This window comes from Streptomyces sp. 2323.1, from assembly GCF_900221035.1.
Taxonomy (GTDB): Bacteria; Actinomycetota; Actinomycetes; order Streptomycetales; family Streptomycetaceae; genus Streptomyces; species Streptomyces sioyaensis.
In genome coordinates, this window is record NZ_LT907981.1 from 7,778,732 (window position 1) to 7,803,262 (window position 24,531).

The 24,531-nt window shown below is 69.8% G+C and carries 7 protein-coding genes and 2 pseudogenes; 3 read left to right on the forward strand and 6 right to left on the reverse strand.

Annotated elements, in window-relative coordinates; translation table 11 throughout:
* Nucleotides 1-20: 20 nt before the first annotated feature.
* Nucleotides 21-2,102 carry an alkaline phosphatase family protein gene (locus CPH93_RS33290; RefSeq protein ID WP_096214983.1) on the forward strand — a complete coding sequence of 694 codons (2,082 nt, stop codon included), beginning with the start codon at nucleotides 21-23 and terminating at the stop codon, nucleotides 2,100-2,102.
* A 268-nt stretch (nucleotides 2,103-2,370) separates the two neighbouring features.
* On the opposite strand, the gene CPH93_RS33295 is transcribed toward CPH93_RS33290, so the two are convergent.
* Nucleotides 2,371-12,243, reverse strand: coding sequence for a neuraminidase-like domain-containing protein (locus CPH93_RS33295; protein WP_231977048.1), 9,873 nt, complete (start codon nucleotides 12,241-12,243; stop codon nucleotides 2,371-2,373).
* A 78-nt stretch (nucleotides 12,244-12,321) separates the two neighbouring features.
* Entirely contained in the window at nucleotides 12,322-19,845 is a 7,524-nt protein-coding gene (locus tag CPH93_RS33300) for a SpvB/TcaC N-terminal domain-containing protein (protein WP_231977049.1), read from the reverse strand.
* A 545-nt stretch (nucleotides 19,846-20,390) separates the two neighbouring features.
* On the opposite strand from CPH93_RS33300, the pseudogene CPH93_RS33305 reads away from it, so the two are divergent.
* Nucleotides 20,391-20,531 (forward strand): annotated as a pseudogene (locus CPH93_RS33305) (flavin reductase family protein); the annotation flags it as partial.
* 665 nt (nucleotides 20,532-21,196) lie between these two features.
* Here the strand turns inward: CPH93_RS33305 and CPH93_RS33310 are convergent.
* From CPH93_RS33310 to CPH93_RS33320, 3 genes and pseudogenes are all read right to left on the reverse strand, one after another.
* Entirely contained in the window at nucleotides 21,197-21,682 is a 486-nt protein-coding gene (locus tag CPH93_RS33310) for a hypothetical protein (protein ID WP_096214985.1), read from the reverse strand.
* 112 nt (nucleotides 21,683-21,794) lie between these two features.
* Nucleotides 21,795-21,986, reverse strand: a pseudogene (locus tag CPH93_RS37095) (GNAT family N-acetyltransferase); the annotation flags it as partial.
* A gap of 70 nt (nucleotides 21,987-22,056) precedes the next feature.
* The gene (locus tag CPH93_RS33320) at nucleotides 22,057-23,121 is read right to left on the reverse strand and encodes an NAD(+)/NADH kinase (RefSeq protein ID WP_096214986.1); all 1,065 of its coding nucleotides are present in this window, start codon (nucleotides 23,119-23,121) and stop codon (nucleotides 22,057-22,059) included.
* 394 nt (nucleotides 23,122-23,515) lie between these two features.
* Between CPH93_RS33320 and CPH93_RS33325 the strand changes: the two genes are divergently transcribed.
* Nucleotides 23,516-24,034, forward strand: a complete 519-nt coding sequence (locus CPH93_RS33325) for an alpha/beta fold hydrolase (RefSeq protein ID WP_231977050.1) — start codon at nucleotides 23,516-23,518, stop codon at nucleotides 24,032-24,034.
* Between the two features lie 121 nt (nucleotides 24,035-24,155).
* Here CPH93_RS33325 and CPH93_RS33330 read toward each other — a convergent pair whose 3' ends face one another.
* On the reverse strand, nucleotides 24,156-24,413 hold the full coding sequence (locus tag CPH93_RS33330; protein ID WP_096214987.1) for a hypothetical protein: 258 nt from the start codon (nucleotides 24,411-24,413) through the stop codon (nucleotides 24,156-24,158).
* Between the last annotated feature and the right edge of the window lie 118 nt (nucleotides 24,414-24,531).

Here is a 24,531-nt window from a genome sequence, read left to right on the forward strand (position 1 = left end):
TTCCCTCGTGAGGAGCATCCATGGCCCCCGATCCGACCACCCCGACGCCCGAGTCCGAGTTCGGCGACAGACACGAGACGACGACCGGCGCCACCCGCCGTCGGTTCCTCCAGGGCGCGGGAGCCGCCGCCGGGACGCTGGTGCTGGGCGCGACCGCCGGGGCGGGCGGCGCGTACGCCGCTCCGAAGCCCGGGTACATCTTGCCAAAGGGCTTCAAGGGCGACATGTCCGACCTGAAGCATGTCGTGATCCTGATGCAGGAGAACCGGTCCCTCGACCACTACTTCGGCACGTTCCCCGGCATACGCGGCTTCCACGACAAGCAGGCGCTGCGGTTCCAGGACGGCACCAACGTCTTCCAGCAGAAGGACGGCAAGGGCAACATCGTCACCCCGCAGGTCGACGACGGCACCTGGGGCAACGACCACGGAGCCTGGGGCGACGTCGACCACCGCAAGTGGGACCTGTGGGTGCAGCACAGCGGCGCAAGCTGCATGAACCACCACAGCGACGCCTACATGGGCTTCTACCACTCGGTCGCCGCCCAGTACACCATCGCCGACCAGAACTTCTGCTCCGAGTTCGGGCCGACCGACCCCAACCGGAAGTACCTGTGGAGCGGAACCGCCAACAGCGAGACGGGCAATACCGATGAGTCCAACTACTCCCGTCCCTGGATCACGGTGGCCGAGCAGCTCCAGCAGGCAGGCATCGACTGGCGGCTCTACTCCGACAACAGCGGCAACGGGCGACAGGGCTACGTCAGCAGCTGGGTCGGCGACTACGGCGACAACGAGCTGAAGTACTTCAAGGGGTTCGACCCGGAGGGGCTGAGCGCCGACGACCCGAAGCTGAAGCCCGGCACAGGGCTGATCTGGCGCGGCAACGCCACGTACTACTCCGGCACGACCTCGCCGAACGACGACTCCGACAAGAACCTCGACGCGGTCCTCAAAGACCTCCATGACGCCTGCCGGCCGGGCGCGGAACACCCGCTGCCGGCGGTTTCCTGGATCGTGGCGCCGTACGGCTGGTCCGAGCACCCGGACGCGGACAGCCTGCACGGCGAGCGCTACGTCAAGAAGGTGCTCGACATCCTCCAGAGCAACCCCGATATCTGGAACCACACCCTCTTCATCCTCAACTACGACGAGAACGACGGGAAGTTCGACCACGTGCTGCCGCCGTGGCCGGAGCCGGGCACGGCGCGGGAGTACGCCGACGACTATCCGCTCGGCTTTGGTGCGCGGGTGCCGATGCTGCTGGTCTCACCGTGGACCCGCGGCGGGTACGTCGCCTCGGAGGTCTTCGACCACACCTCGACGATCAAGTTCCTGGAGAACTGGGCGGCCCACCTCGGCAAGCCGTTCCGCTGCCCCAACATCAGCGACTGGCGGCGCTCGATCGCGGGCGACCTGACCAGCGCGATCGACTTCGCCCACCCGCAACCGGGGCCCGCCACCTTCCCGGACCCGCTCGCCGAGCAGCCGGTGTCGATCGCCGCCGACCACATGAAGCCGCGCCCGCTGAGCTTCCATCCGCACGCGACGATCTCGGAAGACCGCGCGGCAGGGACGGTCACCGCCACGATGACCCTGGCCGGCGGCGCGAAGGACAAGGCCGTGTGCTTCCAGGTCTTCCCCGACAAGTACCAGCCGTTCTCCAACACGCCGTTCACCGTCACCGCGAGCAAGCCGCGCAAGTACACCTGGGACACCAAGGTCACCGACCACAAGTACGCGTTCTCGATCTACTCCAACGACGGCTTTGTGCGCTCGTTCGCCGGCCAGGTCGCGCCCGCGGGAAAGACGGACGGTGGCCTCCCGCGCGTGGGGGTCGCCCTGCTGAAGAGCGAGGAGACCCATCAGGCGGCTCAGGTGAAGCTCATGCTGCACAACGACGGCACCAAGCCGGTGCGCTACACACTCACCGCCCACGACTACCTCGGCAGCACCACGAACGTCACGGTGGCCGGCGGCAAGACGAACGTCGTCAGGTGGCCGACCCAGCAGGGCTACTACGACGTGGTCCTCACCGTCGACACCGACACCACCTGGACGCAGCGGTACGCCGGCCGGATCGCCACGACCGAAGAGGGCTGATCAGCCGGGACATCCGCTGCACGCTGCCGTCCTGGCCGCCGACAACCTTGCCCGCCTCGGGTGGATCCCGGCCGCGAGTTCGGCGCGGGCGCCGAGCTTGTGCGGTCCTGGTCCGCCGGGGCGGGTAGCGGCTGCGGTGGCAGTCTCGGGGCTGAGCGTCGCTCCGGTGTGGGAGCGGGACGAGGTCGCGACGATGCGGCGGCAGCCAGCTGGGGAGGGAGGAGCGTCGTCAGCGTCGGCGCTCCCACCCGAAACCCCACGGAGCAGGTCACGGGACCAGTTCGTAGCCGCACAGGATGTACATCCGGGTGACCGGGCCGACATCGGTGGGGATCGTGAAGCCACCCAGCTCGCGGTCCCGGGCGCGACGCAGCGGCGCCAACGGCAGGCTCAGCTCCCCGTGGAACAGACCCGGGTATTCGGCACTGGCCACACAGATGATGTCGTGCCCGACGCACCCGCAGTTCTCGTCGGGGCCGTGGGGCGCCTCGTGCTCAGTCCTGAACCGCACCGTGACGTGGCCGATGCCATCGCAGCCCGCGGTCTCGACGAACAATCCGAGCCGGTTGACCCGCAGGTCCTGATCACCGGGCAGGTACGGGAAGTGCGCGCGTGTCAAGCGCAGCGGCAAGCGCCCCGGGCCCGTGGCGGTGGTCAGGCGGTGCCAGTCGTCGGGGAAGTCGTGCCGCACGTCGAACAACTGCAGGCCCGCGCCCGGCAGGTGTCGCCGTGCGGCGGCGCCGGCGGCCCCGCGCAGTACGTCGCCGCCTTCCCTGGCCGTGTAGTTGAGGTGCAGGACGACATCCCCGAGCGTGTCGAAGTCGAACCGGTTGTTCTCCTGCGGTAGCTCGATCCGCCAGCGGCTCACGGCTCCGGCGAACTCGAAGGGCAGATAGCGCTCGTCGGCGAAGCGCAGCTCGAAGAGGCCTGCGTCGTTCTGGCCGCTGGAGGTGGCGATCGCCTCGGTCGCGCCGTAGGCGCGGACCACGCGCCGGTCGTCGCTGCCGGCCTGATAGCCGTCGAACTCGGGGCCCGAGCAGCATCCGGCCGGTGGTTCGGCGAGCGCGGGATCGACGCGGGTGCTGCTGCCGAGCAGGGTCAACCGGGCGTGCACGCCGGTGTAGGGACCCACCACGCAGGGGATCGTCAACGTCACGCTCTTGATGCGGCGCAGGTAGTGCCCGGGGTGATCGAGGTCGAAGAGCCACTCGGGGATGTCGATCTCGGCCCAGCCGGCGTGTTGCAGATGCAGGAAGGCGAGCGGGAAATCCTGGCGCATCGAGATGTGCCTGGTCAGCTCGTACTCGCGGCAGTTGGCGTCCAGGTAGGCCCCTTCCATCTGCCGCAGCGCCAACTGCAGTCGTTCGCCCGCCAGTAGCCCCTCATGCAGACCGTCCCATCCGGCCTCGGGCAGGAAGGCACGGGCGGTGTGGCCGCGTTCGTAGTTGAAGGCGCGTTGGGCCCGGCGGCCAGTGTGCATCGCCACCTCGTACAGGCCGCGATAGAGCGCGGCGGTCTCGCGCTGCAGATGCAGGTACAGCTGCGTACCGGTGAACTTGTCCCGCAGGAAGTCGGAGACCTCGGCGCTGTTGTCGATCTGCTGCTGGTGGTTGTTCAGCTCGCGCAGCGCAACGTCACGTCGCCGGTGGGCGGCCAGGATCTGCCGTTCGATCTGCTCGATCTCGATGCCGATGACCTCGACCTGATGGTGCCATTCCCGTTCTCTGCGACCCCAGCCGCCCTCGGTGAGGCTCAGACCCGCGCCGGTGTTGGCATTGTCGGCGATCGCCATCATGATCCGCGCCGCGGTGGAGAAGCCGGACGCGAGTTTGTTGCCGACCGGAAGCTGGTTGAACTCCAGCGGGGTGCCCATGATGCCCGCGATGCCGATCCACATGTCCGGGCTGATCCCGATTCCCTGCGCGACGCCCTCCAGCACGTTGCCGGCGATCCGGGACGCGATCGACACGCCGGTCAGCGCCTCGTAGCCGGTCTCGCCGGTGTTGAGCCCACCGGCGATCAGCTCCTGGTAGTACCGCAGCCGGGCGAGCGCGCCCTCCTTGGTCTTGTCCAGCGCCTGCACCTGCCAGTCGGCCTCCCGCCACTGGTTCTTCCTGATGTCCAGGGCCAGTTCCAGCAGTTGCCGCTCGTGGTTGTTGCGCAGCGCGGCCAGGGCTTCGCCATCGCCCTTCTCGTAGGCCGCGAGCAGCGCCGCGCCCAGTTGGCGTACCTCCGCGCAGAGTTCGTTGGCCTTGGCCACCAGGAAGGTGAACCGGTACGGGCTGCCGCCGCACTTGCAGTCCTCCGCGCAGTCACCGGCGCACGGCTCGACGGTCTCCTGCCACCCTTCCCGCAACCCGGTCTCACCGAAGGCACCACGCTGGGGAAGCCGGTAGCGGTTGAGACAGTGGTGATTCAGGGCGATACGGTCCGCGGTGTCGTCGTACAGGGCGATCAGCCGCGGGTTCAGCGGCGCAGGACGGGTGACGAGGCCGCTCACCGTCATGGACTCGCCGACGTGCTCCCCGGCCCGCACCCCGGTGGGGCGATCGCCCAAGATCCGCTGGACGGCGGCGAGGAGGACACCCGCTTGCTGCGCGCCCTCCACGGTGTTGCGGCAGGCGTGGGAATCGGCCCACTGCACCATGGTCTCCAGGTGGGCCAGCAGCACCGCCCGGTTCCTGGCCCGGTCCTCGCGGACGGGCGAACTCGGGCAGCACGGAACGTCCTGCCGTCGTCGGCGTCGCTGATTGTCCGTGGCGCACGCGGCCCAGGTGTTGTCGCGGGCCTGAGGCTGGTACGCCAGCTCGTACCACTTCAGCGCGGACTCGTACTGGCAGTGGGTGCGCAGCGCGCCCGCCACGGTCATCGCCACGCTGAACGGCGAGGGCGGCAGCAGGGGAGCCCCCGGGGCGACGTAGACGAAGTAGGGGTAGGCGGCCAGCCCGCCGAGGTAGCTCGGCGCCGGGTCCGGCGGCTCGACCAACGGAAGCGGTACGGCGTGGTCCTGGGCCAGGTCGTAGCGGAACCCCGGTGGCGTCGGGTCGGCGTGGCCGATCACCGGCGTGACCGCGCCCACCACCTCGAAGCGCAGAGAATCCGCCGTGCGTCCGGAGAACTTCAGGGTGGCCGTGTCTCCGGTGACCGCGATGCCCTGGCCGGACCGGCGCGGCGGGTCGAACTCGCCGTGCCGCACCCGGCTCCAACACAGATGCACCACGGGTTGCGCGTCCCAGTCCAGCAGGGCGGGCAGCTTCTCCGGCCGGTGCCAGTCGGAGGTGTCGCGGTGCGTTCGGTCCGGCTGAGCACCGACGTCCGCGTGCTGGTCCCGTGCCGAGTAGCACGCGGAATCGGCGAGCCAGAAGTAGTACTCGTCGACGTGGTGCCGTTCCTCGCCGCACTGGGCGCAGCAGCCGGTGTCCTCGTGCCAGGCTTCGAATTCCGTCCCGGCGGGCGGGAGCCCGGCGGCGGCGACCCGGACGAACCGGGTGCCCAGGCGGACCGCGGCGGTCAGCCACAGCGGAAGTCCGGTGGGGTCGTCCTCGGTCCCCTGCTGGTGATCGCGCGGGTCGCGCTCAAGCCGGGGGCGGTCGTTCCCCGGGTCCCGGCGGGCGGGGGTGAGGCCGAGCACCGGCGCGAGCCAGGAGTTACGGGCGGCCCGCTCGGGCGTGCCCAGCAACCCCAGACCCTCCGGGGCCGGTTGCCGCAGCTGGATTCCGGACGGTTCGCGGGCCTGGAGCAGGGTCAGCGACGGGTGCTCCGGCGGCCGCTGCCCCGGCCACCATTCCAGTCCACCGGGTACCGGCACGGTCAGCGTCGACCGGCGCAGCTCGGACTCCAGGAACGCGAACGCCTCCGACTCCCGGGCGCTGCTCAGCTCCTCCCACTCGATCCAGTTCTCCCCGTAGACCTCGCGGCGCCGGCATGCCTCCCACACCCGGTAGGTGGCGAGCCGCCGCTCCCACAGCCGGACGAACTCCGGCCCCGGCCTCAGTGTGGGTTCGAGCCCGAGCCGGGCCCGCTGGACGAATGCCTGCACGCTCCGGATGGCCTCCTCGATCCGGGTCATCCGCTGGCAGATGCCCGCCTCGACATCTTGGACCAGGAGGTCCGAGAGATCCTTCGGCGCGGTCGCGAAGGTGCCCGGCGCCCACGGCAGCGGTACCCGGCCCATCCCGCACAGGTACGCGAGCAGGGCCGTCCTCGCGCGCTCCCGCAGGCCGTCGTTGAGCCCGCGCAGGTCCTCGTAGCGCAGCGGCTCGCCGTTCTCGAAACAGCCGTCCCGTACAAACCGGGTGAGGTTCGTGTTGCCCGAGTCGGGTTGCGCCCCGGGGTCGTCGGCGACCCACTTCCACGGCACGGCATCGCCGATCCAGCGGCACGCGAAGTGGCTGCGCAGCCGGGTCAGCCATTTCTCACCCTGCCAGACCCGCAGCGCCCACCGCTCATCGGTGAGATCGTCGGCGTCGAGCGAATACGGGGGCGTCGCGAAGTAGGTGTGCAGAAGGGGCGAGTGCGCCAGATCGACGCCCAGATGTCGCAGCAGCTGCGCCGGGTCGTCGGGCTGTTGTTCGAGAACGTCGGCGAAGAGCAGCCAGGCCGGTCGCTCCCGGGCGGACTCGGTCTCCGCCCGCAGCAGGCAGTAGTCGAAGAGCCGTTCCCACCAGTCGAAGAGTGCCGCCTGACGGCGTGGGCTCGGTGCAGTGCGCTGATCCCCCACCGGTTGCGGCGGGTACGGGTCGGACACCGGCAGGAGGTCGAAGTCGAACCAGGCGTGGTGCACCCCGAACGCCGAAGGTCCGGTCCTGGGGTAGGACGTGCCGGCGAAGGATTGCGGATGCGTGATCAGGTGGCCCAGTTCGGACTGCCGGTAACCGGGCACGATCGTCGCCGAGAGCGCGAACCGGCGGGCGAGCAGCGCCGCCTTCACCGCCCGCTGGTAGGTGCGGCGAATGTCGCGCAGGGTGGCGCCGTAGCGCCGTTCCAGGTACTGCGCGGCGGCCTCGCCCGAGGCGTACCGGCCCGCGGACCCCACGAGGCCGTCGCCCAGGGTGCCGTTCTTGGCGTCCCGGAACAGCCGGTCGAAGCCGATCTCCGTCAGCACGCCGTCGCTGTCGGGGCCGCGATACTTCAGCTGGAATCCGGTGTGCTCCGGACAGACCTCCTCGGCCCGCTCGAAGGTCGGATCGGACTGGGCGTACTCGATCGTGATCCGGTAGGCGCCCCGGCGCAGCCGCACGCCCCGTGACGCGGCCGCCGGCGCGTCGTCGGAGGTCCAGTGGTGGTCCAGCATGATCCAGGTCTTCTGGCCGCGTCCCAGGGTGACCCGCCAGCGGTGCTCGTGGGCGCGGGAGAAGTCCGGTGCGAGGTCGCCCTCGGTGGGCGCGCCGGCGTGGAAGTGGTACTCCCCGGCCTCGTCCACCAGAAGCACACCGCTCCAGCACACGGTGAAGGGACTCGCGCCACCGAGCGGCTCGGCGTCACCCTCCCTGATGGCGAAGCCGTTGCGCACGCCGACCAAGCGGGACCGGGCCGGGCTCAGCGCCAGGTCCATCGCCGGCAACACGGTGGGCACTGGAGCGTTGTAGCGGTCGCGCACAGGACCGAACGCGGTGGCCGGGCCGCGGGTCTCCCTCCAGACCAACTCTCCCGCCCCGTCGTGCAGTTCGCCGAGCAGACCGGTGCCGACGAGGCCCAGCAGCGCGGCGAACGCGCCACCGCTGGGCGGTGGCGCCCAGGTCACCTCGGGGGTCTTGCCGTCATCGGCCTCCCACGGTGTCGCCGCGACATTCTCGTCCGCCCACAAACTGCGCAGCACCGTGGCCGCCGCGTCCGCGTCGGGCGGGCATCCGGTCACCGCGGCCACGTGTGCCGCCAGGTGATCGACGATCACCGTGCAGCGCGCCCGGAATCTGGCGAACTGGCCCTGGAAGAAGGCGAATCTTGCTTGCTCGTCGGGTTCGGAGACCAGGGTGTCGATGGCGAGCTCGGCATTGTCGAAGAGAGCTGCGAACGGGGCGAGCGCGGCCCGGGGCGCGAAGTACAGGTTGCGTACGGCGACCCGCTCGGCCTCCCGCAGCGGCCGCATGCGGCTCAGCTCCTCGATCACCTCGGTGTCGGAAACCGGCAGCGAGGTCCACAGTTCCTGCGCGGCGCTGTCGTAGCCGAACGGCCCTTCCTCCGGTCGCAGCCACATCAGGGGAGAGGTGTCCGCTGCTGCCAGCGGCGTACGGTACTGGCGCCCCAGCACATCGACCGGGCAGCCGCACCGCTCCAGCACGGTCGGGAAGAAGTGTTCCCCGAGCACCCGCCAGGCGTCGGGTCCGCTCGAAGCCGGGACGTAGCCGAACTCGTCCCGCAAGGTCGCGGTCATCCGGGGCCATGTCCAGGCTTCGGCGTCCTCCTCGGAAACGCGCACGGACAGCAGGGACCGCCGCAGCGCCCACAGCGTCTGCGCCTCGTCGCACCCGGTCGATCCCGCCGGCTCGGGCAGTGACAGGGGATCGTCGGCCGACTCGTTGCGGTCCTGGAGAGCGAACGGGTCGTCACCATCGCGGTGCTCTTCGACGGTGAAGAGCCACGTGATCTCGCCGACGGTGAAGTCGGAGGCGTAGATCTTGCCGAGGACCTCCACGAACCGCAGCGTGTGTGTGGGCAGCGCGTGCCAGGCATCGCTCGCGGTGCCGGGGTCGAACCCGGCCAGCCGGGACAACACCGTCAGGTTCCCGGCGAGCGCCTTGGCGAAGCGCGGTTCCCGGTCCCCGCAGGAGTAGTGGGCCCGTGCCAGATCGCCGATCCGGTCCAGCACGAGCTCGACGGCTCCGGCGGCCGGGGGCTCGGTGGCCCACAGCCCCAGCAGCGGCGCTCTCTCGGCCGGCGACGCCGCGTCGGCCCGATAGGTGTCCACGAGCGAGAGACCCAGCTCCGCGTGCAGGATGAGCAGCGCCGCGAGCTGGCGGCAGAAGTCCGCGTTGATCGTGGAACCGCTGAACAGCCTCAGCGCCTCGCACACATCACGCAGCATCGCGAAGGTGATCCCCGGCGCCGCGCCCTCGCCCAGCCGCCGCCACAGCCGGACGAAAACGATCAGCTTGCGCAGCGCGGCGCGCGGGTCCTGCTCGTCGGCGGGATCGGTGAACCTGATCCGCAGATCGTCGGGACAGCACGGCTCGCAGTCGGGAAAGTCCGGGGCCGCACCCTCCGGCACGGCGCGCTGGAAGGCGACGAAGCCGCTGTGCCACAGGTCGAGGAACTCGCAGTAGCCCAGGCCGGTACGGTCCAGGAACTCGGGCACCCGCAACACGGTGCCGGTCCAGGACGGTCCGTCGGCGGACTCCTTGGTGAACCCGTACACCTCGTACAGGGTCAGTCGGCCCCGCGCCTTCCGGAAAGCGATGTCGTGGGCGTAGAGCAGGTCGTACTCCTCGGCGGAGATGCCCAGGTACTCGCAGGCGATCTCCAGCCGGACCGGGTAGCGCCACCGGTGGCTCTGGAACCCGGCGGGCTCGTGCACCGGGTCCAGCACCAGCTCCGTGATCTCCTTGCGGAACCGGCGCATCGCGGCGTACCGGCTGGTGCTCAGGAAGCGCAGGTAGGACCTGTTCACGTCCAGGGGCTGGTGGTACGGCAGGGCGGGTGCGGTGAAATCCTTGCGCAGCAGGGCGTACGCGTCGAGGTGAGCCTGGGGCAGGGCCTCGGTGGCCGGGGAGGAGTGCTCCGGCACCGCGGCGAACAGGGTCGCCGGATCGTGCGGCTGCCCCAGAACGTGCCCGGCAAGCCGATCCGCAGCGGTGTCGTGGATCGCGCCCTGCGCGCCGCCGCCGGCCAGCTTCTCCAGGCTCTCGTTCACCAGGTCGATCACCGGCAGGGAAGTGCCGAGGTTGGCGGCCGTCACCTGCAGATCGCCGAGCGGGCCACGGCGGTCGAGGAGCAGTTCGCCGACCGACGCCACGTTGGCAGGTGTGGTGGGGTGCTCGCAGGTCGACGCGGACGAGATCCTCAGCAGGTCGTGCAGGTACTGCGGCGGGCCGAACGGTGAGAGGTGATCCGGCGGCACACAGTCGGTCAGTGTGCCGTCCGGGTTGACCGGCGCGAAGCTCTCGTCCGGCGGGCCGGCCGGATCGGCGGGTCCCCCCGCGGCCTGTTGGATCTGTGCGGCGAACGGGTGCGCGACGGTGCCGGCGAGCGCCGCGGCGAAATCGGCCGCCGGCAGCGCGGCGGGCTGCGACGTGCTGGTGAAGCCGACCGAGTACAGCGCTTCCATCAGCGAGAACCGCAGTTCGTCACCGGCCGCGAACGCGGTCAGTTCGTGCAGCGCGTCGAGCACCGCGACCGCCTGCTCCAGCCACCGCTGCGCCGTGATGTCCGCGCCGAAGGTGTCGGCCAGCGCGGCCGTGAACGCGGCCTCGTCCCGGGGTGCTCCGAAGACGAAGGCGCCACCGCCGTGGTCGCCGTATGCCGCGATCATGCGGGCGAACACGTCCGAGGCGGACACACCAAGCGTCGGAAGGCCACCGGCGGCGGGCCCCTCCGCGGTCGGGGGCTGGACGGGGACGGTGAAGAACTTGCGCAGGTGCCGGACGAAGGCCTGTGCCCGCTCCGAAACCGTGCCCGGCTCGGTGAACGGCGGCAGCAGCGCGGGATTGTCCCGCAGGAGGGTGCGCCACTGCTCATCGGTGACCGCCACCAGCCCGGCCACCGTGGCGACCGAGAGCGGCGGCTGCCCCACCGCGACCACCAGCGGATCGTGGTTTCCGGTGACTGCTCGCAGCACCAGCTCCAGGTACGGTCCGGGGGACGCGGCCGCGGCCGGGGCCCAGAACCCCGCGTCGATGGCCTCCGTGGCCCCGGAATGCGTGCTCCACGACCGCACCACCGTGGAGACCGGCGGTGCCAGCGCGACGGTCGGCTCCGACGTGGTGACCGAGCCCAGCGCGCGCAGTCGGCGAGCCGCGGCCTGCGGGCCGATCGCCGGTTCGGCGGGCCTGGTGAGCAGCGGTTCGGACGCGGCGACCACGCCGTTCTCGATCGCGATGCGCAGTTGCGCCAGGGACTGCGTCTCGACGCCGAAACGGGCCGCGTCGTAGCGGTGTTCGGGATCGACCGTCATCGGCAGTGTCGCGCCGAGCGCGTACAGGTACGCCGCCGGAACGGCGATCGTCGGGTCCAGTGCGGTCGAGCCACCCTGGGGAACGAAGGTCACCGCGGCGTGCCCGGTCTCCGCGCCGGTCAGGATCGGGAAGGTGAGCCTCGCCCGGGCGGCGTCCGCGGCCAGCCGTTCGCCCTGCACGGCCGCCGAGGCGGCGAAGACGAAGGTGGCCAGCAGTGACGCCTTCGCGTCGACGGTGGCGTGATAGCCGGCCAGTTCCGCCTCGAACCGCTGCCGGTCGTTCTCCGCCTGCTGCTTGTCGAGACCGGGGTCCACGGGCGGCTTGGTGTACATCTCGCCGAGCGGGCGCGGCAGGTCCGGGGGCGGATACACCAGCCGGTCCCAGGTCAGTTCGGCTGCCACGTACCGGCTCTGCGCCGGGCTGAGCGGCGGACGCTGCCGGAGGGAGCCACCGGTGCCGGGATCCTTCGCCAGCACCTTGTCGATCTTCGCGACCAGGTCGGCGAAGTTCGGCGGGGTGCCGTCTCTGGGCAGCTCGATCTGGTCCCCTCCGGGCGACATCGTCGGCACCGCCGCGTAGGCGCTCGCGGGCATCGCGAAGTACGCCGGCTGGAGCACCGGCAGCGTGCCCACGCTGGTGACCTTGATGTTGAAGTCCAGCTCCCCGCCGCCGACGGGGACGCCGTCGCGGGTCAGCTCCAGCCGGAGGTCGTACGAGGAGCCGGTCGGGTACTCCGGATGGCCCGACGGCGGTGTCACCACGATCACCGCGGTGGCGACCGCCTCCTGGAACCGTGTGGTCACGGGCGGCAGACCGCCGCCGGCGATGTCCTGGTAGTGCTGGATGATCCCCGTGTTGGTCACGTTCACGTCGTGCTTGGTGACATCGACGGGCGTGACGGCAAGCCCCTTCGCCGAGCCGATCTGTACGCCCTTCCTGGGCTCGGCGAAGGTCAGGTCGAAGGCCGTCACGGTCAGCTTGTCCAGGGCTGCCCGGAAATCCGCCGCGGACATCGGCTTCGTCGGATGCAACCGAACGATGATCAACTCCGGCATCTCAATCTTCGCCCTTCCGCCCCGATTCCAGCTGTTCCAGCTGTTCCAACACGACTATTTCCAGTACGACTTGACGAATCCGATGCCGGCGCCGACGACCGCGCCCACCCCGGCGCCGACCGCGGTACCCACTCCGGGCACGATGCTTCCGACGACGGCGCCGACCCCTGCCCCCGCCGCCGCCCCGGTCAACGTGGCCGCGGCCACCCCGGCGGTCTCGCTGCCGGTCTTCTCGGTGACGATTTCGCCCACCTTGCCGCTGACGTACGCGGTCCCCTGAATGCCGACCGCGGCGACCGCCCCCGGCGGGCCCGCGAAACCGACCGCTGTGGACACGACGCCGATTCCCGCGTCGACCTTGTCGGCCGTGGTCTTCGCGGTGGCCACTTGGAGGGCGGTGGCGGCCACGGCCAGCGGGGCCGCCACCTTCCCGACCACCTTGAGCACCGGCGCGGCCGCCTGCAGGGCCCGCGCTCCCGTACCCACCGCCTTGGCCGCGACGCCGGTCTCGGAGGCCACCTGGGCGGTTGTCGAAACGGTCTTGGCGACGGACGCGGTCTCGGTCGCGGCCGCGGAGACCGTGGCCGTCACCGCCTGCTGGGTGCTCGCGGCGGCCTGCTCGACGTTGGCCGTGGTGGACGCAACGTCTTCGATGAAGTCCGCGGCCGCCAGAGGACGGGCGTTCAGCGTCAGCAGCTTGGAGGCATAGACGGCGTACTTCTGGGCGATCCGGCCCCCGCCGTACTTGAAATCGCCGATCGCCTCGGCGACGCCACCGAGCAGGCTCTGCCCCTTCGCCAGCGTCTGACCGACCTTGGCGACCACCACATCGAGGTTGTGCGCCCCTTTCGGACCCCCCGGTGGGACGCCGATTTCGGTGATCGTGCCGCCGATCACCCGCACATCGGCGTAGATCCGCTCGGCGCCCTGCACACCCAGCTGCTGCAACTCCCGCAGTACGCCGCCGACGCGACCGTGCGCCGCGGTGCCGAACGGGCTCGCTGCCTTGCTGCTGAAGTTCAGCGGCGTCCGGTTGATGGCGCCGGGGCTGGTACTGGCGCCGGCCTCGAATCCCGCCTGATTCCGAACGAACTCCAGGATGTCGTCGATGGTGTGCGTGGGAGGCGTCGGATTCCTGCCGTCCAGGTCGACCAGCGCGACCGGATTGCCATGGGCGTACTCGTACGAGCTGGCCTGAGGTGTGTCGATCGGGTCGCAGCTGGTCCAGCGGCACAGCCACGGGGCGTAGTAGCGGGCGCCGTGGAAGTACAGGCCGGTCTCGGTGTCGCGCTCCCGCCCGGTGAAGCGGTAGCGCTTGGGCGTCTCGGTCTTGGCACGTACCGCCTGGTAGGCCGTGCCGCCGTAGGGGTAGTACTCCTCGTACGTGAGGATCCGGGCCCGCTGGTCCAGTTCCAGCGTGGCGGAGCCGAGATGGTCCGCCAGCTGATAGCGGACCTGGTGTTCCGGACCGGAATCCGCGCCGCGGGTCCGACGCTCCAGCAACGCGACGCGCCGTGTGTCGTCCATCGCGTGCACCGTCTGGCGTTCCAGAGTCACCGCGCCGTCCGCGCCGTACTCCCGGTAGACCTCGAACGGGCCGATGTAACGGCGTTCGCTGCTTCTCCTCGCCGTGCCACCCTCGCCACAGGACGAGTCGGTGACCTTGCGGACGCGTTGTCCGGTGGCGTCGTAGGAGTAGTACGTCGTCTGCGGAGTTCCGGCGCCGCGGACCTGCCGGGCGGTGGTCTCCAGCTGGTCCTCGGGATCCCAGCGCAGCACCGGCAGGCCGGGCATCGCGGTGGTGTTCCCCCTGGCGTCGTAAGCGAATTCGCCGTCGCCCACACCGCTCAGCCGGTTGCCGGTCACCTCCGGTTCCAGCGCACTGGGCTCGGCGTACCGGAACCGTCGGGTCCAGCCGGGAGAGGTGGATGCGCGGTGTTCCAGGGACAGCATGTTGCCGACCGGGTCATAGACATACCGCTGTAGGTAACGCCCCATCGCGGCACCGTCACCGGGGTGGGTGAGCCCCACCCTGGGCGCGTCGCCCGTGTCACCGGGATCGGTCTGGCCGAGGTGTTCCCGGCCGGTCGCCTCGATGAGCCGGTACACCGCGTCGTAGGTGTAGTCCGCGCCGGGCTCGACGACCCGGTTGCGGAAGAACGTCCTCTGCTGCGCGGTGTCCCGGATCGAGACGATGTTGCCGACCGGGTCGTGGCAGTGGGCCAGGTGCTGCACCGTCCTGCGCTCGCGGCGGGAACGCGGCCGCTCACGGCGGGTCCGCAGCGCGGTGAGCCGGAAGGTCAGCGGGTCGTAGGTGTAGCGGGTCCGCGCGCCGTTGCCGTAGTCGATCCCGGTGCGCTGCCCGCGGGCGTTGTACTCCACCCCCGCGATCAGCACGGTGTCCCTGCCGTCGGAGGTGGCCACGAGACGCTCCAGCAGGTTCGCCTCGTTGTAGTACGGCCGGACCATGGTGCCGTCCGGGCTGGTGATGCTGATGGGGCGGTCCAGCGCGTCGAATCGGGTGCGGCCGGTGTAGACCTCCTCCTCCAGCGCGACCTCCTCCCGCCAGTCGGGCGCTCGCCGGTAATCCACCGGGAACCGGCGCGTCGCCTCCAGCAGGTTGCCGCGGAAGTCGTACGCCTCGTGGGTGCTGACCCCGGAGCCGTCGTGCCGCCGGAACACCCGGGTCCGCAGGTTGCGGGCCGGATCCTCGCCGTATTCGGTCCTCTGGTGCAGAACCTCACCGGCGAGACCCGGACCGCTGACGTAGGCGCGTACCGGGCGGTGGCCGGCGTCGTACTCGGTGCGGAACCGGAAGCCCCTGCTGTTCCAGGTGCAGCGCGGGTTGCCGAGCACGTCCGGCAGCAGTGCCCCGGCCCCGTAGTCGATGCCTGCCCGGCTCACCTGCATGCCCACCATCGAGTAGTCGTGGCGGATCGCGGCGCGGCCGAGCGGGTCGCGCACCTCGCGGACGTTGCCCTCGACATCCGTGCTCGTCCGGGTCACCAGACGCTCCTCGACGAGCGTCCCGTCCTTGGCGTGCCGGTTGTGCGCAACGGTGCGGAACGGGCGGGCGAGGGAGTCGAGATGGGTGTCGGTGGGCGTGTGCGCGTGGAGTGCGGCCTTCTCGGCGGCGCGCCGCTGCTCGGGGCCGAGGGCCCCCTCGGCCCTCGCGGCATGCCATGTGGTCCACCCGGGCTCCGTGGCCAGCAGTTGGCGGACCTGGCCGCCGATGTCCGGATCCTGCCGGGGATCGGTCAGCACGGTGTCGTTGCCGTCCCACACCCGCTGCCGCCACGGGTCGAACACCGTTTTCGCATAGGTGTGGTCGGGATGCAGGCTGCCGACCACCCGCTCCAGCGGGTCGTAGAGGAGCACCGTGCTCACCCCGGCGATGACCGCGAACTCGAAAGCGTGGGTCCCGGTGAAGAACGGCTCGAAGGTACGAACCGGGTTGCCCTTGTTGTTGAAGATCGTCCATCCGGTGCCGGCCCAGCGGGGCTCGACGACCGGGCCGCCCTCGGACAGCGGACCGGGTTCGGCCTGGACCTTGGACTGGACCTCGCGTCCAAAACCGTCGCTGTAGGCGATCGTGTGGGTGATCCTGCTCTGCTCGCCAGGGGCGAGGTCGGACTGGTGGGTGTGCCGGGCGAGGGTCGCGACCACGGCCGGTTTCCCGCGCAGCCAGAATGCCGACTCGTCGTAGCAGAACCTGCTCCCCGCCGACCCGAGCAACGCAGGTCCGGCCGCGAGCGGATCGGCGAGGTACCGGGCCACCAGCGCGGGTGACGGGTCGGGGTCGAAGCCGTCCAGAGAGTCGCCGAGGGATTCCTCGCGCTTGGCCATGGTCGCGGTCCCGGCGACCCTGGCGTGCACGTCGTAGGCCATTTGGACCCGGTTGCGGTTGGGGTCGGTGACGAGGGCCGGCCGCAGGACGCGGTAGTCGTTGCCCTGGGAGAGCGTCCTGCCGTCGGCGTCGCGTTCACCCACCGTGTAGCGGTTGCCGAGCTGGTCGGTGCTGTCGACGAGGAGCAGGTCGTAGTCGTCGTAGGAGACCGTCGAGGTGTCACCGAGCGGATCGGTGAACCGGCAGGGCAGGAAGAAGTGACGTTCGGCGTAGTCCAGTTCGCTCGTGTCCGGTGGCGCGTACGCGGTCCGCGCCGAGGGAATCCACCATCCCCCCTCGTGCCGCAGATATCCGGCGGCCCGCAGCATCGGTTCGTCGACCCGGTCCCCATACAGCGCAGTGACCAGTCCGTCGGGGAAGGCGAGTCGGTACTCCTGGTAGGGCAGCGCGCGGGACTGGAGCGTGCCGAGGGGCAGTGGCCCTGAGAGGTCGTCGCTCCGGTACAGGGTGCGTACGTGCTCGGTGAGCCGGAGTGCCGGTTTCGCCGGCAGTGCGTCCCAGTCCTGGTAGGGAATGGTCTGATCGATGCCGGTCAGCGCGCGGGTCAGCTCGGCGTGGGTGAACCGGTCCCCGGCGGGGCGGAGCGCCAGCACCTCGAAGGCGCGTGTCCGGCAGGGCAGGGGCGCACGGTAGCTGTCGGGTTCCTCGACGGCGTTGGTGTAGTCGTGGTCGGTGAGCACCATATGCGTGCGCCGCTGCGGTCCCGCGTCCCGCTCATCGAGATCGGGGGAGGGGCGGGTACGGCCGTAGCCGACGGTCACCGACCGCAGCACATTGCCGTATGCGTCGACGGCGAGGGTCAGCTCATGGCCGACCCGCGGGTCCACGGTGCGCTCGTAGTGCCCGGTCAGGGTTTCCCTGGGGTGTACGTCGAAAACCGCATGCGGCCTGCCGGTCGAGTCGGCGTGGCCGACGGCCGGTTGGAGCATCCGGATCAGATGGTTGTGCTCGGTGACGCGGTACGGGCGGCTTTCGGCGTCACTGTTGTCGAGCGCGTACACCTCGGTGCGGAGCACCGATCCCTTCAGGGAACGACATGCCTGCCGGGCCTCGTCGGCGGTCAGGCCGTCCGGCAGCACCGTGTCGGGGAGTAACAGGTCATCGTTGTGGTATTCGCGTTCGAACTGCCGCGAGATCCGCTGTCCGGGGAGAAAGGCACCCGTGTGGAACCAGGTCCGGGTGAGCGTGGGCGGCCGGTACGTGGCCTCGTCCACATTGCCGGCCTCGGCCAACGCCTCCAACGCTTCGGTATCGGTCTGCTCGACCATGCCGAAACCCCGGAACTCACGCTCCGGCCCGTCGAAATGGCCATGGTGGTAGGCGTACCGGCTGACGAATCGGTGACGACCGATCGCGTCCACCGTCTCCACGCGCTCGACCAGGTGCACGACGAACGGCAACCGGGTCAGCCAGGGGCGCCCGGCGGCGGCGTCCTCGGCGTAGAAGCGGGTCGAGGGGGCGTAGCGGATATGGGTTTCGGCGCCCAGGTTGTTGCGTACCCCGGTGAGCAGATGGGGTTTGCCGCCGCGCATCAGATCCAGATAGCGCAGCTGCCGGCCGGATTCGGCGGGCAGTGGCGAGGACCACACCAGGCAGCCGGTGCCGGAGCCGAGCAGGTCGATCGCGGCGACCTTGGACACGTTCTCGATCCGGGGAAAGGCCACGGGCAGGGCGTGCGGAGCGCTCCACGCGTTGCCCGAACGGTTCAGGTAGAGCCGGACCCCGTCGCGGTGCAGGTAGATCAGGTCCGCCGGGCCGGAACCATCGACATCGGCCAGCCGGATCCTGGCCGGGTCGAACTGGTCCGGACTGTCGAGCCGGGGAGCGCAGTCCATGCCGACCTTGGCGCCGAACCGGCCGTGGCCCAGGTTCGGCCAGTAGCAGATCTCGCCGTTGCGGATCCGGACGAGGTCGGCGAGCCCGTCGCCGGACAGGTCCGCCAAGTGGATCGACGAGGTGCGGTCGGCGAAGACCAGTTGCGGCCCGGATTCCTCGTCCCGTGCCGGCCAGGTCCGGCGGCCGGCGTCGAATCCCTCCTCGCCCAGCGATCGATACCAGGTCCAGCCCGGCTCGCCGGTGACAAGCACGTCGGCCCGGCCGTCGCCGCTGAGGTCCACGAAGCGCAGGTTCGGGTCGTCCCAGGCCAGGTTCGGTCGGGACCGGAACGGCCGGAACACCTCCCAGTCCTGGTCGGACCGTTCGGTGAACCCCGGTGTGGTGCCACCGAAATCCACCACGGCCGGGCGGCCGTCGCCGTCCAGGTCCAGCAGCTCGGTCCGGCCGCCGGTCGGGCGGCTGCGTACCACGCGCATCGGTCCGAGGTGGCCACCGCCGAGGTTGGGCTTGTAGAACCAGGTCCCGGCCTGCTCGGTGAGTAGCCCGGCCAGCCCGTCGCCCTCCAAGTCCGTCCATCGGTAGGCCGATCCGTCCACGCCGATCGGCGCGTTCTCCAGGTCAGCCGCGTCGAGTGTGCGTACCTCGGTGTCGATCTCGGCCTGGGAATAGGAGAATTCCAGTGGCGGCATCGACCTGGTGAGATATCCACCGGAAGCCCGCCGCCAGCCGCTGTGTGACACCGACTCCAAAAACGCGCCCGTCACCCCGCCCCGCTCGGCATCGCCGCGATATACCAGATCGGTGGAGCGCACCAGGCAGTCACGACCGACATCGGGCTCGTCCGGGAAATGATGGAACATCAGCACCCGGCGGCAGAGCCGGTAGCCGCGAATCTCGAATCCGGCCCGGTAGGAGGAGAACGGGTCCAGCCGACAGGCCCACGGCCGGACTTCGGCCGTACTCTCGTCGTGCTCGCCGTAGTCGAACACGATCTCGAACATGTGGTCCGAATCATCGGAGACCAGCCGGGAAACCGTGTTTCCGTAGCGGATTCGCTTCAGATATCGGTTCGCGGCGCGACCGGCCGCGGTGCGGTTGCGTTCGCAGCCGGCAGTGAGATCGACGCCGCTGCCGTCCTCGGTCTTGTACTCATAGCGGACCGCGTTTCCGGCATCGTCATGGCTTTCACAGATCAGCCAACTGAACACCCGGCGCGCGTCGTTCGGGTCGGCGATGCGGCTGGCGGCATCACGTCCATAGACGGTGGTGACATTGTCCCGGCTGATCGAGCGCCAATGGACGTCGCCGGACCGTACGTCAGTCCACCGCTCGATGCGCGCATAAAGGCCTTCCACGCGCGGCCGATATCGGCACACCGCATAATCCGAGCCGTCCACCCTGCACGACCGGCGATTCCGGATCCACTCTCCACCGCGCTCCACCAGGACGGGGACAAGGTCCTCGGTGCCGGACAGGATGAAGGTGTCTTCGGAGTCCTCGCCTTCGTCGGCATAGCCCGGGATGCCCTTGTCGGTCTTGCGGGTGATCGCCGGTAGCCCGATGCCCCAGCCGATCCCGAACGGGCCGTTACCGGCAGCGGAGTCGTAACCGAGTGTCAAAGACGGGCCGAACCCGGACCGTCCCGGGCTGATCGCGAGGGGAACCGAGAGCCCGCCGGTGCCGGTCACCAGGTTCGCCGTGAACTTCTCCCCGATCCCCCGGATGGCGCCGCCACCCTTCGGCAGCGAGATCACCGGCGCGTTGGGAGTGCCCGGGGCGGTGTCGCCGGAGGGCGCGATGGGTGCGGAATCGGTCGATCCAGCCCCACTGGGCACGTTCGCCTCCCTGGGTGACGCGCTGCACCGGGCCCGGGACTTGGGCATACGACCGGGACGGACGGACAGGTCGGATCGCCCGCACCGGCGCGATGCCGTACACCACGTTCGTACGTCCGTCGACGCGACCGGGGCGGCTCCAGAGTAGGGTGCCATGGTCGCCGTTAGATACCCCTTCGGCAGCGAATGCCTGAAAGGGAAACTTCCTTCCGTTCGGCAGGATCTGACCGCACCGGCTCGACAGCCCGCGCCACCCGCTCGCCGACGAGCGTGGAGTCTCCATGAGTTCCTGACATCTACGTACTCGTGCCGTATTGCTAGGCATGTCCGCAAAGTCAGGGCAGTCACAGTCGTGGGCAGGCGAGGGTGACCAGGGCTTCGTAGTGGCGGGCGCGTTTGTCGTAGCGAGCTGGGGCCGTGGACACGGTGTCGGCTCCTGGTGCTTGTCGGCTCCGATACCGGGCACTCTCCGTCGACCTCAGGGGTTTGGTCGTGCCGTGGATCCGCCGTGGGATCTGCGGCCGCCTCCGTGGATACTGATCACCATGCGCACTGACTTCGATCCCGCTGCCATGTCCCGCAACGAGTTCTACAAGCTGCTGACCGCGACGGTGGTGCCGCGGCCGATCGCTTGGGTGTCCACCACCTCGGCGGACGGGACGCATAACCTAGCCCCTGCGAAGTTCTGAGGAAAGTGGTATCGGCCGGGCTGGCGTTAGCCCAGGCCAGCGTGTGTGGGCAACGGTTCGGTGAGCTCCAGCGGTCGCGGTTGGTGACTTCATGAACGTGAGGTGTCCGGAGCGCCAGTAGGTTCTTGGCCTATTGGTGGTACAGCGCTCATAGTTGTGCTGACCTGCTGCAATGGCGGCTGTGTCTGCTGTCGGCAGCATATTGGTTCGTGCATGGTCCGGACCTTGCCCTCAACCATCCCCATGCTGGGGAAGGGCTGTCCGTACCGCTCTGGGGGACCGCGGCCAGGCCCCAGCGCCGAAGAAGGGCGCGGCGTGTTTCTCGATTGACTTGGTGAGGCCCTTCACTGCAGCAGGGGTTGCGCATGCTCGCCGCACGCTGAGCGCTGACGGCGGCCGCTGACGACTGCCGGCCGTGTGGTCGCGTGGAACAGTGCCGGCATCCTCTGCGTCGCTGTCGCCCAAAGAGGTGGTCGCCGGATGCCTGGCCAGGTGAGTCCGACGACTGGAGGCGGCCGTAGCGGGGCTCGTCTTCCGCCGGATCGGCACGGTCGACGGCAAGCGCTGGGCCGTGCGGGCCAGGTATTGCGTCACAACAACACCGACGGACGTGGCCCTTCTCATGTCACGGCGGCTTGCTGCGGCTGTGGTGAAGCAAGCAATCAGCCGTCACGCCGATTGTGGTGGGGCTGGTGCGGGCGGACGAGGCCGGCGAGGTCGCCCACGGCCGCCCGTATGTGAGCCCGCTCGCGCCGGACGCCCCCGCCCGCACAGCACCAGGAGAGCTGTCCGCCCGCCTCTCGCGGATGCATGCCGAGGTCGTGCTCGTCGCACACAGGCCATGTCTGCCAGAGACACTCCGTGACAGTCTCCTGTGCGGCCTCGGTGATGGCCGTCAGAGCGAGGACAGGGGCGTCCGCCGAGTCCGGATCCACGACGTTGCCGTGCCACTCGCCGTTGGCCAGGGCCACGCAGACGTACTCGGCCACGCCCTCGTCGTACGAGGGAAGTCCCAGCAATTGCAGGGGTCCTTGGGCCGGCAAGGTCACCGCAAGGTCCCGGTTGACAAGGGCAAGAGCCTCGTCCCACAGCGGGTACTCGCCCAGCAAGATCCGACGGGGCTCAGGGAGATCGAAGAGAGCACTCATGGAGACCACCCTGTACGACGGAGCAGACAGCGCTTGCCCTGCACTACGCCGCAAGTCGCCAACCGTCAGCTGCGCGGCACCCCGCGCGATCGCAACACGGTTCGACAAGCTCCCGGTCCGCTACCGCGCCGGGGGCGTCGTGGCACCGCTCCAGCACCCAGGTGTGCGTCGGAGCGAACCCGTCCCGCAGTCGCTGTCGTACCCGCCGCTCGTCGTACCGCCCGAGCCGCTCCAAATCCGCCCGAAGCAGCACGGTTCGCAACTCGGCCAGCGCCTCGGCGTCGGTTGACGGGCAGGGGCTCATCCCGGGCCGTGGTGGCGGCAGCCGCAAGACGGGGAGGAGCAGCGAGCCGGGGAGGGCCCGTCCATTCAGTTCAGCCGATGTCCGATGGCGCGGGTGGAAGGCGCAGGTGTGCGAGGTCGTCGGGGACCGGGCTGGTGTGGGGCCACATCGGGGTGACATCGGCGTCGGCTGTCGCGGGGGCATCGGTCAGGCGCATGCGCTCACGCAGCCTGCCGTAGAAGTCGGTCGGTCCCAGCCGCGCGACGCGCAGGCGTTGGGGAGCCGCGTAGACACCGATCCAGTCCCCCGGATCCAGGACACCGCGCAACTGGCCGTCGACGCTCACCGCGGCCCGGCCGGAGTGGCCCAGGACGCGTAGGGCGACGGGCTCGTCGGGTGCGGCGACCACCGAGCGGTTGAAGGTCATGTGCGGAGCTACAGGGGTGAAGACGATGGCGTCGGCTCCGGGGGAGATGACGGGGCCGCCGGCGGCGAAGCTGTACGCCGTGGACCCGGTGGGAGTGGCGACCAGGACGGCGTCGGCAGAGTAGGAGGCGAGCAGTCGGCCCGCGAGGGACACGCCGAGGGAGACCTGCCGGTCGCGTGCCAGTTTCTCCAGGACGATGTCGTTGAGGGCGGTCACGTTCAGAGCCACCCCCCAGTCCAGGGCGACGGCACACTCGGGGCGCACCGGCGGAGGCGGCAGCGCGGGACCGCGGCCGTAGCGCAGGAGGGTCTCCAGCCCCTCGGGGAGCTTCAGCGGACAGGACGCCCGCATCGTCAGCATCAGGCGGGTCTCGATGTCCACTTGGCCGCGATGGATGGTGTCCAGCGCGCACTCGACGTCGTCGGCCGCGACCTCGGTCAGGAAGCCGAGGGTGCCCAGGTCGACACCTAGGACAAGGGCGTCGTTCTGTGCGGCCAGGCGTGCTCCGCGGAGGAAGGTGCCGTCTCCTCCGAGCGTGACGATCAGGTCGGGGCTGCCGGCAGCGTCGAGCTCCTCCCGCGCGTCCCGCCGTTGTTCGTCCTGACTCCACACGTCGATGGCGACGCAGCCGACATCCTGGCGTTCGCACCATCGTCGGACGATGTCGGCAGCTGCCAGGGCACGGGGACGTCCTCCGTGGACGACGATGCCCACCCGTTGCACGCTCACGTAGCGCCCTCTCCCTCCGGATGGTCTGTTCGCCCGTCCCTGTGGGACACCCGGTCTGTCCGGACGGCCGCGGAATTCTCGTCCGTCAGCCGAGCAGATGCCACGAGCACCCTGACTGACCGCTTCCGGCCAGCAGGAACGCCCACCCTGCGAGCGGACCCGATCCCGTCCCGGCGCACCGTCCGCACCGGCGCCTATGGCCGCTAGTGTCTTATATTGCGCTGTTTGTTGGCATTCTCGGGGCATTTTGACGAGCACCCTGACTTCCATTGGGGGTGGCAGGTCACGCCAAGCGGCGTAATTTCCGTCTGGATTTCCCGTCTGGAAACCTGCAAGCACGACGCGAACCCCACTGGCTTCCGCGCATCGTGGGTCCTGTTGCTGCACGGTGGCGGTGGGTCCGTCGACGGTCGCGCCCTTCGCCGGCCTGCTCGCCGACCAACGGCAGGCCAGGGTCATCACCTCTGTCCACCCGGGCTTCGGTGGCACCGACCGGCCCGCCTGGCTCACCGACGTCCCCACCCTCGCCCGGGCCTATGCGCGGCTGCTCGACGAACTCCACGCCCCTGCGAAGTTCGCCGTCGACCCCGCCGCCCTCCCCGAGGCCGCCCGCGCGGTCATGGCCGCCAACCTCGCCGCCCTGGAGGTCTACTCCGGGCCGCAGGCCATGGCCGACCCCGCCCTTCGTGAGCACCTCGCCAAGGTCACGCACCCGGCCCTCGTCGTGTGGGGAGAGAGCGACCAGGTCGTGGACGCCGAGTACGGACGCGCCTACGCGGCAGCCATCCCCGGGGCCCGGTTCGAGCTCCTCCACTGCACCGGGCACATGTCCCAGATGGAGACCCCCGAGCAACTTCTCACCGTGGTACGGGACTTCGCCGACGCCCACGCCACCAACCGCCCGAACCGCTAGGCCCTGTCCGATGAGTCCTTCGCCCGCTCTGCCCCCCCCGGACGACGAGAGCGTCGTCGTATCTAGCATCCCCCCGGCCAACAACCTGCCGGCTGACCCAAACGAAACTGCATAGTCGTGGTCAGGTGTCTTCGGGATCCGGCTCGAACGTGAAATAGATGCTCAGCGTGTAGGGCTCGTCCTCGCCGTCCGAGACAGTCCACGACACGTCTACCAGGCGGACTTTTTGTTCCCGCAGCCACTCATGGGCTTTCCTGAAGGCTTCCGCGGCAGTTGTGCCAAGGAATAGCTTCCTTGCCATGGGATGCACCCCGGTCTCAGCATCCGAATCGTCGAAACCCTCCGGAACGTCCAAGCTGAAGTTGGGATCGAGCACCATGGAGTACGCCCTTTCCAGTCGGTTTACCAGTACCTCTCGACAGAGGTTGCCCCTCTGAGCACGACGCCTGGTAAAACCGCCGCACGCCCGGAAGGGTTGCTTCTGTCGACCATGCGGC